General features: G+C 65.8%; 11 protein-coding genes. 2 read left to right on the top strand and 9 right to left on the bottom strand.

The window, feature by feature from the left end:
* Window positions 1-15 precede the first annotated feature (15 nt).
* The 4 genes from C666_RS01160 to C666_RS01145 form a co-directional block, all read right to left on the bottom strand.
* Window positions 16-2,451, bottom strand: a complete 2,436-nt coding sequence (locus C666_RS01160; RefSeq protein WP_004332695.1) for a TonB-dependent siderophore receptor — start codon at window positions 2,449-2,451, stop codon at window positions 16-18.
* An 84-nt stretch (window positions 2,452-2,535) separates the two neighbouring features.
* On the bottom strand, window positions 2,536-3,516 hold the full coding sequence (locus C666_RS01155) for a FecR domain-containing protein (protein ID WP_004332694.1): 981 nt from the start codon (window positions 3,514-3,516) through the stop codon (window positions 2,536-2,538).
* Entirely contained in the window at window positions 3,513-4,049 is a 537-nt protein-coding gene (locus tag C666_RS01150) for a sigma-70 family RNA polymerase sigma factor (protein WP_004332691.1), read from the bottom strand. The genes C666_RS01155 and C666_RS01150 overlap by 4 nt, the downstream gene beginning before the upstream one ends.
* Window positions 4,050-4,327: 278 nt before the next feature.
* Complete coding sequence (locus tag C666_RS01145; protein WP_004332689.1) at window positions 4,328-6,721, bottom strand: TonB-dependent siderophore receptor; 2,394 nt, start codon at window positions 6,719-6,721, stop codon at window positions 4,328-4,330.
* 24 nt (window positions 6,722-6,745) lie between these two features.
* Here C666_RS01145 and C666_RS20770 point away from each other — a divergent pair, with 24 nt between their 5' ends.
* A complete protein-coding gene (locus C666_RS20770; protein ID WP_081593355.1) occupies window positions 6,746-6,955 on the top strand; it encodes a hypothetical protein in 210 nt (69 codons plus the stop codon).
* 13 nt (window positions 6,956-6,968) lie between these two features.
* On the opposite strand, the gene C666_RS01140 is transcribed toward C666_RS20770, so the two are convergent.
* Window positions 6,969-7,952, bottom strand: a complete 984-nt coding sequence (locus tag C666_RS01140) for a FecR domain-containing protein (protein WP_004332686.1) — start codon at window positions 7,950-7,952, stop codon at window positions 6,969-6,971.
* On the bottom strand, window positions 7,949-8,470 hold the full coding sequence (locus C666_RS01135; RefSeq protein WP_004332683.1) for a sigma-70 family RNA polymerase sigma factor: 522 nt from the start codon (window positions 8,468-8,470) through the stop codon (window positions 7,949-7,951). Before C666_RS01135 ends, C666_RS01140 begins: the two co-directional genes overlap by 4 nt.
* A 180-nt stretch (window positions 8,471-8,650) precedes the next feature.
* Between C666_RS01135 and C666_RS19485 the strand changes: the two genes are divergently transcribed.
* Window positions 8,651-8,788 carry a DUF3363 domain-containing protein gene (locus tag C666_RS19485; RefSeq protein ID WP_211206697.1) on the top strand — a complete coding sequence of 46 codons (138 nt, stop codon included), beginning with the start codon at window positions 8,651-8,653 and terminating at the stop codon, window positions 8,786-8,788.
* A gap of 30 nt (window positions 8,789-8,818) precedes the next feature.
* On the opposite strand, the gene C666_RS01130 is transcribed toward C666_RS19485, so the two are convergent.
* The 3 genes from C666_RS01130 to C666_RS01120 are packed head-to-tail and all read right to left on the bottom strand — an operon-like array spanning window position 8,819 to window position 13,646.
* Window positions 8,819-10,606: an ABC transporter ATP-binding protein gene (locus C666_RS01130; RefSeq protein WP_004332681.1), complete on the bottom strand. Its 1,788-nt coding sequence runs from the start codon at window positions 10,604-10,606 to the stop codon at window positions 8,819-8,821.
* Window positions 10,603-12,384 (bottom strand): ABC transporter ATP-binding protein, encoded by a 1,782-nt coding sequence (locus C666_RS01125; RefSeq protein ID WP_211206696.1) that lies wholly within the window; start codon window positions 12,382-12,384, stop codon window positions 10,603-10,605. Before C666_RS01125 ends, C666_RS01130 begins: the two co-directional genes overlap by 4 nt.
* Window positions 12,381-13,646, bottom strand: coding sequence for an MFS transporter (locus tag C666_RS01120; RefSeq protein WP_004332676.1), 1,266 nt, complete (start codon window positions 13,644-13,646; stop codon window positions 12,381-12,383). Before C666_RS01120 ends, C666_RS01125 begins: the two co-directional genes overlap by 4 nt.
* Window positions 13,647-13,697: the final 51 nt, after the last annotated feature.

The following is a 13,697-nucleotide window of genomic DNA, read 5'->3' as shown; positions in this document are numbered from 1 at the left end:
CGGCCCCGGAGCTAGTCAGAATTTATAACGCAACGTCGCCAGAAACTCCCGAGGCGTTCCCCAGATGGTTTGGCCATACCAGTTGACGGCACGCTGGTATTGCTTGTCGAAGACGTTGTTCACGTTCATTTGCAGCGACAGTGCCGGGCTGAAGTCGTAGCTCGCCATCAGGCTGGCGAGCGCGTAGGCGTCTTGCTGCTGGCGTTCGCCATTCGGTCCGACCTTGTCGTAATACACCCGGCTTTGCCAATTGACGCCGCCGCCCAGCGTCAGCCTGTGCCATTCGCCGGGCAGGCGGTAGGTCGTGAACAGGCGCAACAGCGTGCGTGGGTGGCTGGTGTTGACGTCCTTGTCCGACGCATCCTTGGCCGAGAAGTGGGAAATGCCCAATGCCACTTGCCAGCCGGGCTTCAATTCGCCGGACAGTTCGGCCTCGAAGCCCTTGGACACCGCGCCCTGGGCGCCGTAGTAGGCGGTACTGTCGGTGCCCGGTATCAGATGGCCGGCATCCTCCTGGGCCAGGTTGTCCTGCTCGATGCGGAACAGCGCCAGCGAGGCGTTGAGCCTGCCGCCCAGGAATGCGCCCTTGATCCCGGTTTCATAGGCCTTGCCCGTCACCGGGTCCAGCCAGGCGCCACTGCGGTCGCGGTAATCCTGGTAGTTGAAGATGCTCGTGTAACTGCCATAGACCGAGTACGTGGCATTCAGGTCGACCACCAGTCCGGCATAGGGTACGAATTTTTCGGCGTTGTAGTCGTACTCGCCGCTGGAGGCCCAGCCCGCGCCCTCACGGTCGTAGCGGGTGTAGCGCCCGCCCACGATCAGCTTCAACGGGTCGGCCAGCGACAGGCGCAGCGCGCCGTAGGCCGCCGTCTGCCGGGTGTGATTGCGCTCGGACAGCTCGCGCGTGCTGTAGTCCCATTTCGGCTCGGCAACGGAGCCGAAGTCATGGATAGCCAGCGGAGAATTCCAGGCGGTGCTGGGGCCGACCCAATCGAAGGCATACCGGTGATCGATATGCGCCACGCCCACGATGGCCTCATGCTCGCGCCCCGCCAGCGTAAAGGGGCCGGACAGCCGGGCATCGATGCTGCTTTGCTTGCGGTAGCCCGGGAAGCGTCCAATGGACGGCTCATCCGCGATCAGGTTCGACTCCGGGTCGGGAAAGCCCCAGACGAACAGCCGCTGGTTGTCCACGGTGCTTTTGCTGCGCATCAGCCGCAATTGGGCTTTCCAGCCATTGTCGAACTGATGATCGAGATTCACGAAGGCATTGCGCACCTTGGATTCTTCCCTGTTCCATTTGGGGGCCACCGTGAAGGAGCGGCTGAAACGGGCCGGCGTGCCGTCGCTGTACCACGACGGTACGCCGCCATAGGTCAGGCCTTGGGCATCGTTGTGCTGATAGCTCGCGCCCACGCTCAGCGTGGTGGCAGGCGTCAGGTCGGCATCGACGACGCCATAGAACGTGCTGCGCTGGCGCTCGTAGCGATCGAAGAAGGCGTCCTTGTCCTCATGGGCAGCGACGATCCGGCTCCGGATGCGGCCGTCCTGCGTGAGCGGCGTGGAAACGTCCAGCGTGCCGCGCCGGTTGTTCCAGGAGCCCAGGCCGAGGGTCGCTTCGCCCTTGAAGGTCTTGCTGTCCGCATGCTTGCGCACGAGGTTGGCCGAGGCCGAGGGTTCCCCGGAGCCTGCGAGCAGGCCGGTGGCGCCGCGCACGACTTCGATGCGGTCGTAGAGAATGGAGTCGAGTTCCGATTCGCCGATGGCGTAATTGCTTTTGTAGTAGGTGGAGATGCCGTCGTACTGCAAATCGGACATGGCGAAGCCGCGTGCGGCGAAGACGGTGCGTTCGCTGTCCAGCTGCTGCGCGGAAACGCCGGTGGTGTTCAGCAGGATGTTGCCCAGGTCTTGCAGCCCCTGGTCGTCGATGCGCTGGCGCGTGACCACGCTGACCGACTGCGGCGTCTCGCGCGGCGAAAGATCCAGGCCGGTGGCTGCTGCGGTGCTGCGCGTGGTGTAGCTGCCGCTGCCTTCGGTGATGCCGCTGCGCTCGGCGGCGGCGGTCACCGTGACGGGCGCCAGGGCGGTATCGCCGGCGCCGCGGTGGCGCAGGGTGTAGCTGCCGTCGGCGCGCAGGATGGCCTCCAGCCCGCTGCCGGCAAGCAGCCTGGCGAGCGCTTCGCCGGTGGTGTGCGTGCCTTGCAGGCCGGGGCTTTGCAGGCCGTCGGTGAGGGCGGGGTCGAAGGACAGGGCCACGCCCGCGCGGGTGGCGAAGGTGGCCAGGCTGTGGCCCAGCGGGCCGGGCCGAATCTCGAAGGCCTGCGCGGCGGGTTGCGCCGCGGGCGTGCCTTGCGCGAGCGCGGGGCCGCTCAGGGCCAGGCTCAGCAGGGCGGCGCCCAGGGCGCGTTGCAGCGGGGTGGGGGCAAGCTTGCGGGGGTGTGCGTACATGCGTGTTTTCCTCGGGTGGCAAACGGGCTTCAACCTGCTTGCCAGCCGACGGCGGCGGAAAGTGTCAGTACGCGGAAATTTTCTTCAGTTGCGCGGATCGACGCTGATCCACAGGCCGCCGAGACGGCTGCTGATGTCCAGCGGGTGGGTGCCGGCGAGCATCGCCAGCGAGCGCTCGGTGGACGCCGCGCTGCCGACCGGGAAGGCGCCGCTGATGCGCAGGGCGGCGACGGCCTCGTGGCACTGGATCACGCCCATGCGGTAGCGCGACAGTTCGGCGACCAGTTCGCCGAGTGGCATGTCGTCGGCCAGCAGCATGCCGCGCGTCCAGGCGGTGGCGTTGTCGCCGGCCGGGGTGACGGGGCCGGACGTGTCTCGCGCAAAGCGGAGCTGCTCCCCGGGTCGCAGTATCTGGGTGGACGCCGTGGCGGCGGGGGCGATGCGCACCTGGCCTTCGAGCACGGCAACGCGGGTGCCGGCCTCGTCGAGGCGGACGCTGAAACGGGTGCCGATGGGGCTGGCGATGCCGTGCGGGGTGACGACGTGCAGCGGGCGCCCGGCGGTGTCGCCGTGCCCGGTATGGACGAGGATTTCGCCTGCGCGCAGCAGGATGCTGCGGGCCGTGTCGCTAGCGTGCACGTCGAGGGCGGTGGCGGTGTTGAGCGTGAGCCGCGTGCCGTCTTCCAGCAGGATTTCGCGCTGTTCGCCCGCAGCGGTACGGTAGTCCGCCCCCAGTCCCTTGCGCTCCAGCATGCGCCAGCCGTTCCAGCCGGCGGGCAGCAGGGCCAGCAGCACGGCCAGTTTGCCGGCCTTGGCCAGCAGGGCCCGGCGCCCCCGCGCAGCGGGGCGGCCGAGCGTGGGCAGGGCCAGGGCGGGGGGCAGGGCGCCGAGCTTGCCGAGCAGGGCTTCGGCGCGTTCCCAGGCGCGGCCGTGTTCCGGGCTGCGTGCGCGCCATTGTTCGAAAGCGTCGCGGTCGGCGCCGCCTTCCTGCATGAGCAGCAGCCAGTCGGCGGCCTCGTCCAGCACGTCGGCGGGAATGGGAGAAATGGGGGGCGGGCGTTTCACGAGCGCTCGGCCATGATGTCGTCGAAGTGCTGCAGGCAGTGGCGGAAGGCCTGGCGCATGTAGCGTTTGACGGTGGCGAGCGAAACGCCGAGTTCTGCGGCGATGTCCTCGTACTTGTATTCGGCCACCTGGGCGAGCAGGAAGGCGCGCTTGGCGAGCGGCGGCAGGGCGTCGAGCAGGGCGTCCAGCTCGTTCAGGGCATCGAGGATGAGGTAGCGCTCTTCCTCGGACGGCGCCAGCGCCTCGGGCTGCGCGGCAAGGGCTTCCAGCCAGGCTTGTTCGAGCGACTGGCGCCGGTACCAGTTCACCAGCACGCCTTTGGCGATGGTGGTGAGGTAGGCGCGGGGTTCGTCGATGCGGGGCAGGGTTTCGTGCCTGAGCAGACGGACGAAGGTGTCCTGCATGAGATCGGAAGCCTGATGCGTGCAGCCCAGCCTTCGCCGAAGCCAGCCCTGCAGCCAGCCGTGATGTGCGGAGTAGAGGCTTGCGACGGTGTGCTCGGTGGTCTGGTCGTTGGGGGCGGCGGTGCTCAAGCGGGCGCTCCGGGAAATGCAGGGGCTGGCTGTACCGCTATCCGAGGGGCGGCTTGGCGGGCTTTTTAATCAATAATCGTTCTCATTTTCCTGGTGAAGCCCGGGGGAGTCAATCGCTCGCTCCGGAAGGCGATGGGCATGGTGCATGGGGTGGGCGCCAGGGTATGGAAACGTTGCGCTGAAGGACGGGTTCGATGCGCATCCTTCACCATGGTCCGGAATCCAAGGAAAAACGGCACCTTGGCCAGGTGCCGCCGGGTGTCTTCTGGTCGGCTGGATCAGAAGCTGTACTTCGCCGACGCCATGAAGTTGCGCGGTGCGCCGAAGGTGCCGAAATTGCTGGCGACCGTCGAAAAGTATTGCTTGTCCAGCGCATTGTTCAGGTTGAACGAGACGGACAGATTCCGGTTGACCTCGTAGCGCGCCATCAGGTTGACCAGCGCAACGCTGCCCTGCCTGTAGTCGATGGCGGCGCCACTGCGGATGGTGCTCTGCCAGTTGACGCCCCCGCCCAGCGTGAGCTTGTTCCACGCACCCGGCAGATGGTAGGTGGTGAACAGCTTCAGGTTGTGGAGCGGCAGCCGGGTGAGCGTACGCTGGCCGTTCTCATCCTCGGTCCGTGCGTAGGCGTACCCTGCGCCGGCCTGCCAGCCTTCGGCCAGTTTGCCGTTCACTTCGAGTTCAACGCCCCGTGTCTGGGTTTCGCCATGGACTTCGTAAAAGCGGGTGTCGCGATTCCAGAAGGCCAGGTTCGAGACGTCCATCTGGAACACTGCAAGGTTGGTGGTCAACTGGCCGTCGTTGAGGCTGGCCTTGATGCCCGCTTCGTAGCCTTCACCCTGTTCGGGGTCGGGCGAGGCACCGGGACGGCCGTACAGGAATACGACTCCGTCCTGCGGCTGGAAGATCTTGGTATAGCTGCCGTACACCGACCAGATGTCGTTCAGCGCATGAACCAGCCCGACGTACGGGACAAACACGTCTTCCGTGCGCTTGCCCGAACCTTCGTCCAATTGCCAGTGCGCGCTGCGGCCGCCGAGCAACAGGCTGGTGGCATCACTGAGCTGGAAGCGGGCATTGAGGTACGCACTGTATTGGCGTTCGCGGAAACCTCCCTTGCCTGTTCTGAAGAAATCCGGAGCGGGGGCGGTGTCCTTCCAGTCGCGAAGGTTGAAGTCGGCCGGGTAGTTCATCCAGTCGTAGTCGTAGAGGTTGGTACTGGAGCGGCTGCGCGACAGCGTGACACCGCCGATCAGTTCGTGATCGCGCCCGAACAGCGAGAACACGCCGCTCATGTAGGCATCCAGGTTGTTCTGGCGGGTTGTGCTGCTCCAACGGTACGGCCAGACCTCCACGCCGTTGCCCGTTGCGGCATCCACCGAGTCCGGGATGCCCACCGTCAGGGCATCGTCCTCGTACCGTGTCTGGCTGTACTCGACCTTGCCGACCCAGTTCGTGCCGAAGCGGTGCTCAAGCGAGGCGAACAGGTTGTTCGACTCGTGATCGTAGTAGCTCCATGCGGGTGTGCCATCGTCCGATGGCGAAAGTTTGGTGCGCTGGCCGTTGGTATAGAACAAAGGGTTCCCGAGGATGGTGGAGTCCGTTTTCTGGTCCAGATGGTTGAAGCCGATCGTGAGCTGGGTTTGATCACTCAGGTCGAATTCGGCGATGCCGTAGAGCGTGAGGTTTTCCTGGTCGAAGTGCTTCACCCATGCGCCTTGCCGGTCGTAGTCGGCCACGAGGCGGCCACGCGCCGTGGCGCTCTCGTTCAGCGCGCCGGAGAGGTCCATGCCGACGCCGTGGCGATCCCAGTTGCCTGCCTGGGTGGTCACCGACTTCTGCGGCGTGGCGGTCGGGCGTTTGCGGATCAGGTTGATCGTCGCCGCGGGCGATCCCAGCCCGTTCATGATGCCGGTTGCGCCGCGTACCACTTCGATGCGGTCATAGGCCGCCGTGTTTGACAGAAAGGGACCGACCGCGAGTGACGTTGGTACGCCGTCGATCTGGTAATTGCGCAGCCGGGAGCCCCGAGCGTAGATGTCGGTACCGTCCTGGCCCTCGCCGATCAAGGTTTTCTGGACGATGATGCCCGGCACGGCCTCCAGCGCATCAACGAGATTTCGCAGATTCTGGTCGTTCAGCCGTTGGCGGGTCATGACGGTAATCGCCTGCGGCGTCTCCTGCGGCGTCAGGTTCAGACGCGTCGAACTGCTGGTGGACCAGGTGGTGTAGGAGCCGCTGCCTTCGGTCGTCGAACCTGCGCCCTTGCCCGATACGGTGATGGTGGACAGGGTGGTTTCACTCGGCCAGGATTGCGGCAATTTGCGCAAGGCAAAGTCTCCCGGGCTGGTCTGCACCGCCTCCAGGCTGCTTCCCGCCAGCAGCCGGTCGAAACCCTGCTGCACGGTGTAATTCCCCTTCAGCCCCGGCGACTGGATCTGGCGCAGGCTGGCGGCGTCGAAGGAGAGGGCGACACCGGCGCTGGCGGCGTAGCGGGCAAGCACTTCGCTGAGGGCGCCAGGAGGAATGTCGAAGACGCGGGGGGCGTTCCGAGCGGAGGCCGTGTCCGGTTCGGCGGCGTGCGTTGCCGGTGGCAACGCGGCCAGGCCGGCGAGGCAGAGCAGGGCGCAGAGGCGGCGTTTGAACGGGGGCTGGTGGTGGTTGATGGACATGGCTTTCCTCGGTGAAAAACAGGGGTGTTCACCGGGGAGCCGAAGCAGTGGAAAAAAAAGTGCACGCGGCGCGGAAATTTCTTTCCGGCCAGAGAGTCGCCCTGCTGTTCCTTGCCTGACACCGCGCTGCGCGACATCACACAATTGCTCGAATTGGGCGTGCTGAAGAAATCGCCCGGCGGCGGACGCGGCACAGGCTACGTGTTCGCGCGCCCGCAACCCGATATCGGCTAGCAAAGCAATGCCGTCAGGCTGGATGCACTTCCACCCAGTAGCGGGTGCGGCTGACGGTTTGCAGCGGGAAGGTTTCGGTCAGCAGTTTCAGCGACCGTTCGGTGTCGTCGAGCGGGAAGGCGCCGGAAATCCGCAGGCCGGCGACCGACGGAGCGCAGCGGAGGATGCCGTGGCGATAGCGGGCGAGTTCGGCGAGCAGTTCGGCCAACGGCATGTCCAGGGCGACCAAGCTGCCGCCGGCCCAGGTTCCGGTGGCCACGGCGGCGGGCTCGATGGCGCCGCCGCCGGTGGCGTCGAAGCGCAGCTGCTGGCCGGCGTTGAGCATCAGCGGGCGGTCGGGGTGGGCGTTGGGTGTGACGCGGACGATGTCGTCGAGGACCGCGACCTGGCTGCCGACGGCGTCGGTGCGCACGGTGAAACGGGTGCCCAGGGCTTCGCAGGTGCCGTGCGCGGTGGCGACGAGGAAAGGCCGGCCGCTGGTGTTCAGCCGGGCTTGCGGATCGTCGGCGGTCGTGACCATGATGCGGCCGCGGCGCAGGCGCAGCAGGCGCCGCTCCTGATCGAAGGCGACGTCGACGGCGCTGTCGGTGTCGAGGCTCAGGCTGCTGCCGTCGGCCAGTTCGAGGGTCCGGCGTTCGCCGACGGCAGTGCGCAGGTCGGCGGTGAAACCCTGGGCGGCCGCGGCCCGGTAGCCGAGCCAGGCGAGCGGCGCGGCGGTGGCGATGACGGCGAGCGTACGCAAGGTCTGCCGCTTGCGGGCGGAGACGCCGCGCAGGGCCGGACCTGCGAGATGGCCGGGGAGGCCGCCGAGGCTGGTGCGGACATTTTCGACTTGCTGCCAGGCGCTGCGGTGCAGTTCCGAGGCGTTCAGCCAGACCTGCCAGGCGGCATGCTCGTCGTTGCCGAAGCTGCCCGAGCATTTGCGCGCAAACCAGGCGGCGGCGCTGCGGATGGCTTCGCCTTCGTCGGCGGCGATGGTTTCGGCCGCAGGGGTCATGCGGTCGTTGCGGCTTGCCGCAGGCGGTAGAGGCAGCAGTGTTCCATGGCCGCGGCCATGTACTTGTTGACGGTGCGCAGGGCAAGGCCGGTGCGCATTGCGATCTCCGGATAGGTGAAACCGCCGCACTGTGAAAGCACGAAAACCTGACGGATGCGCTCGCCGAGGCCGTCGAGCATGGTGTCGATCTCGATCAGGGCCTCGACGGCCAGTGCCCGCGTTTCCGGCGAGGGCCATTCGGGCTCGGGCAGGTGCGCGAGGGCTGCCAGGTACTCGGCTTCGAGTGCGCGGCGCCGGAACAGATCGACCACCAGCCCCTTGGCGATGGTCGTCAGGTAATGGCGAGGCTCGCGAATCGATTCGGCGTTGCGCGCCTTGAGTACGCGCAGAAAGGCATCTTGGGCGAGATCCGCGGCATCGTCGGCATTGCCGAGCCGGTGGCGAAGCCAGCCGCGCAGCCAGCCGTGGTGCTCGCGGTAAAGATGGGAAAGCGTGTCGGATGCGGTCGTGCGGCTCAAGGGAAGTCCCCGGAAACTCAAGCAACTGGCTTGCTATTAAGAACGATTCGCATTGTTGTGGATTTTTGCAGGAAGTGTCAATTTCTTGGGGAAGTCCGCAGCCGGTCACGGTTCCCGTGAAAAATGTCCGCTATCAAGATATTTTTTCTGCTGCGGTGAATTGATGGTCCATGCAGGACAATGGGTTGGGCAAAGGGATTCGGTGTGGTGCCGTGGCGGCCAGTGGTCGAACAGAGGCTGGGACAGAAGATCGCCGCGACGATATGCGGCGGTGGCGTGTCATGGGAGGCTGGAAGGCAGCGCGGCTTGTCGATTTGAATCTGTGGCCGGACCCGCTGCCTTCAGCAGCTAAGCTTGGACGCTTGCGGCATGCCAGCGCTTGGCGCTTTGCTGCGCCTGCCACATCCGGGCATAACGGCCATCGCGGGCCAGTAGCGTTTCATGCTGTCCTGCTTCAACCACTTTGCCACCATCGATCACCAGAATCTGGTCAGCCGCTGCGATGGTGGACAGACGATGCGCAATCACGATCACCGTACGGTCACGCACCAGTGCGTCGATGGCCATTTGCACCGCCACTTCGCTTTCGGTATCGAGCGCGGCAGTCGGCTCGTCCAGAATCACGATGGGCGCGTTTTTCAGCATGGCGCGGGCAATACTGATGCGCTGGCGTTCGCCGCCGGATAGCCGCCCGCCAATGTCGCCCACACGGGTGGCATAGCCGTCCGGCAGGCGGGTGATGAAGTCATGACAATGCGCGGCACGGGCTGCGGCTTCGACCTCTGCATCGCTGGCATCGGGCTTTGCCATGCGGATGTTGGCCAGGATGCTGTCGTTGAACAGGTACACGTCCTGGAATACCACCGACACCAGGGCATTCAACTGTTCCGGCGCGATGGCGCGTACATCCACGCCGCCAATGGTCACGCGGCCAGCTTGCGGGTCGGCATGGCGCATCAGCAGCCGTGTCACCGTGGTTTTGCCCGATCCGGATGGCCCGACCAGTGCGGTCAGGCTGTGTGTTGGCAGCCTGGCATTCAGGCTGTCCAGCGTGGGCGCATCCGTGTTGGCGTAACGGAACGTCACATTCTCGAATGCGACCTCGAAGGTGGTCGGCATCTGGGCAGGCTGCTGTTGTGGCAATGGCGCAATCGACAGCATGGCGTCGATCTTCCCCAACGCCGCTTCGATCAGGTCGATCACCTTGGCGTAGAGCACGAAGGTGGCCAGCGGCTCGGCGAAGCGCACCACGATCACCATCAGCGCCGCCAGAATCGCGAGCGCCATCGAGCCCTGCACCACGAACAGCGTGCCGACAAACACTACCAACAGGATCGCCAGCTCCATTACCGAGGCCAGAATCAGGTTCGGCTTGGCGCCGCGTTTCTGGCCGATGCTTTGGATGGTCTCCAGGTGCTGGAAGCTGGCCTGCAAGGCCTGCGCCTGCTGGCCCACGCAACAGGCCGCACGAAATACCGGCAGCCCCTGTGTGTATTCCAGAATGTCGCTGCTGGCGCGCGCATTGGCATCGGCCAGCATGCGCATGCCGCGCCCATAGGCCGGGCGTCGCCAGCGGTACAGCGGAATCAGCAGCGGGAATACCAGTAACAGAATCAAACCCATGCGCCAGTCTAACCACAGTGCCGCCAGCGCCACGACCACCGGCGTGATCAGCGCATGGGCCATCATGCCTGCGACCGTCAGCAGATAACTGAGGTTTTCATCCACGCTGCCGAGCAAGGTGGCATTGACCTCTCCGGCGCGCTTGTCCTGCAACTGCTCCAGCGGCACCCGGCGCAATTGTTCGCCCAGGGCAGTGCGCAACTCATGGGTGTTCTGCACCATGTCGCCCCGGTAGTCGAAGCCCTGTGACCACCATTGCACGGTCATGCTGGCTAGCATCAGGCCCGTCATCGCCGCCAGCCAAGGCAGGGCATTTGCCCACTCCGGCCGGGGCATCAACGCTTGAAACAGCGGCATCAGACAGGCCAGCGCCAGCCCTTGCAGCATGGCAGCGATGGCCAGGCCAATCAGACTGGCCCGCAATCGTGGGGCGCGGCTGCGCGCACTCGTCATCAGTTGGCGCCAGGTATCGCGCAAGGGGGTGATGGTCGGCATGGGTTGCGGTGTGCTCATGCCTGCCCTCCTGTCTTGCCTGCCGTCAGTGCCCAGTCCCGGGCTGTTTCATAGTTGCGCCACAGCCGGGCATACACGCCGTCTTGCGCCACCAGTGCATCGTGTTTGCCGCGCTCGGCCAGCCGGCCCCGGTCGAATACCAGAATCTGGTCGGCATCGCGGATGGTGGATAGCCGGTGCGCTACCATCAGCACCGTCTTGTCGCGCATCAGGTTCGACAACGCCGCCACCAATGCGGCCTCGTTTTCCGGGTCGGCAAAGGCGGTGGCTTCGTCCAGCACCAGAATGGGCCGGTTCTGCAGAATGGCCCGTGCAATGGTGATGCGCTGGCGCTGCCCACCGGACAGGAACAGGCCGCGTTCCCCGGCCTGCGTGTCGTAGCCCTGCGGCAAGGCCATGATGAAGTCGTGTGCCTGGGCGGCTTTGGCGGCGGCCATCACCTCATCCATTTTTGCGCCCGACAGTCCCAGCCGAATGTTGTTGGCGATGGTGTCGGCAAACAGAAAGGTGTCCTGGAATACGAAGGCTACCTGCTGCATCAGCATGGTGGGCAGCATCTGCCGTACATCCACGCCGCCCACCAGAATGCGCCCGGCACTGACATCCCAGAAGCGCGGGATCAGCCGCGCCACCGTGGTCTTGCCCGCGCCGGACGGCCCAACCAGCGCCGTCACGCTGCCCTGTGGCACCTCAAAGCTCACGTCTTCCAGCGCCATCGGCCCATCGGCCGTGTAGCGAAAGCCCACCTGTTCAAAACGCACGCTGCCATCCTTGGGCGGTCTGGCAGCGGCTTCATCCGGCATGGGCAGAGGCGGCTCCGCCAGCACTTGATGGATGCGGTGAATGCTCATTTGCGTCTTGCCGACCAGATGCTTGAGCGACACCATCGGCAGCAGCGACTCCGCCATGCCGGTGCCCACCAGCAACACCGCCAGCCAAGTGGCGGCATTCAGCGTATCGTGCGTCAGCAGCCAGGCGCCCAGCCACGCCAGCACGGCCAGCGTGGGCAGCGGGCTGAGGATGATCTGCGACAGCCGCGATGACACGCCTGCCATGCGATACCAGCGTGTCACCACGTCGCGGTAAGCCTCCAGTGCCCGCTGATAGCGGCCGAAGGTCATGGTGCCGATATCGAAGGTGCGCACCACCGGCATGGCCTGTACGTATTCGACCACCGCGCGGCTGACGTTCTCGCCCGCCGCGTTGTACTGCTGCATCATCGCGCTGCTGCCGCGCGTTGCCGGCGACACTACCGCCATGCCGACGGCCAGCACCGCCGTGGCGGCCAGCGCCAGCCGCCAATCCAGCCAGAACAGCAAGGCGAAGGTCAGCACCGGCGACACATAGGCCCGCGCATACAGCGGCGTGCTGTCGGCCACGAACACATGCAGCGCCTTTACGTCATCCATCATCACCTTGGTCAAGGCACCCGAGCCGGCCTGCTGCACATAGCCCAGCGGCACCCGTGCCAGGTGTTCCGACAGCGCGCTGCGCAAGCGCGTTTCCAACTTGAAGGCGGCAAAGTGCGACTGGTTGAACGCCGTCAGCCGCAACACATAGGCCAGCACCGTCAGCGCCGCCGCCAGCAGCAGGGCCGGCCAGGGCCATTGACCCGCCACCATCAGCAAGGCGTGTACGGTCCATGCCAGGGCGCACAATGCACCCAATGAGGCAGTGGCTGCCAGGGCGGACAACAGCATGGCAACGCGGATCTGCCCGCGCACCGGGCGCATGATGGCCCATGGCCCCGGCACGGTTTGTTGACGGCTTGCGCTCATGCTGCGGCCTGCCTCGTTGCCATGGCATCCAGCGCCGGCGCCTTGTGCCGCACGACAAACACCGCCACCACGGCCGATGCCGCCGCCAGCGCGAAGCACACGTTGTAGCCCAGATGCTGCGACAGCCAGCCACCGGCCACGCCGCCCGCCATGGCCAGCAGCGCATCGGCGCTCTGGAACACGGTGAAATCCACCCCGGACTGCAAGGGTGAGGTCAGCCCCATCAGCGCCGAGTACAAGGCCACCCAGACAAAACCCAATGCGGCAAACATCAGCCCCACCAGCACCATCAACACCGTCAAGGATGCCGTAGGTGCCGCCAGGGTCAGTGCCAGCAATACGCAGGCCTTCAGGCTGACGGCAATCCATACCGCTCGCCAGCCGGATACAGCGCGCACCAGCACGCCGCCCAGGACGGCCCCGCTCAGCCCCGCGCCGATATGCAGCGAACCGAACAACCAGCCCAGTTGCTCAAGGCTCAAGCCCTTGTCCAGCAGGAAGGGGCCGAACATGCCCAGCGTCAAGCGCACGCCGATGCTCGACAACAGCATCAACAGCAGCCCCGTACGCACCTCCGGGCGGCGCAAGGCATGCAGCAGGGCGGGGCGGTGATCCACCGCCAGCGCCGCATCACGCGGCGGTTCGCGCAACAGCAGCATGGGCACGCTCAACAGAACGATCGCCAGGGCCGCTGCCAACAGCGCCTGCGGCCAGCCCAGTGTTCCGGCCACCAACAGAAAGCCACCGGCCCCGATCATGGCGCCCACATAGCTGCCGCCTACCTGCGCCACATTGCCCCAGCCGCGCTGCTGCGCAGCAAGTTGCTCGACCGTAAAGCCATCGCTGGCCACGTCCGTCGTTGCCGCCACCAGCGCCGCCGCCAGCAGCCCGCCCAGAATCCACCCGGCATGGTCTGCCAGCGACAAATACCCGTTCAGTGCCGCCACACCCAGCAGCAGCAATACGGCAGCGATCAGCCATTGCCCGGCCAGCACCAGTGTGCGCGAACGTCGCTCCAGCCGTCCGGCAGGCAAGCGCCAGCGTTCCACCGCAGGCGACCACAGAAAGCGAATACCCCAGGGAATCCACAGCAGCGCGGTCAGCCCCGCCACCTGCAGCGAAGCACCGGCATCGCGCAGCAGCGAAGGCAGCGCCTGCGTGGTCAGCGCGGTGATGACCGTCTGGCTGATGTAGATGCCGGCAATGGCGGGCAGAACGCGCCAGGCGCTCAGGCGTGACAGCAGGTGGGAAGCATTCGACATTTCAGGCAATCCACGGCACCAGGGCCTTCTCGTTCAGGGTTCGGGTCATTC

The organism is Thauera linaloolentis 47Lol = DSM 12138 (genome assembly GCF_000310205.1).
In the GTDB taxonomy this organism is placed as follows: Bacteria; Pseudomonadota; Gammaproteobacteria; order Burkholderiales; family Rhodocyclaceae; genus Thauera; species Thauera linaloolentis.
Note: the sequence above shows the minus strand (reverse complement) of the source record. Positions and strands in the feature narration are given on the sequence as shown.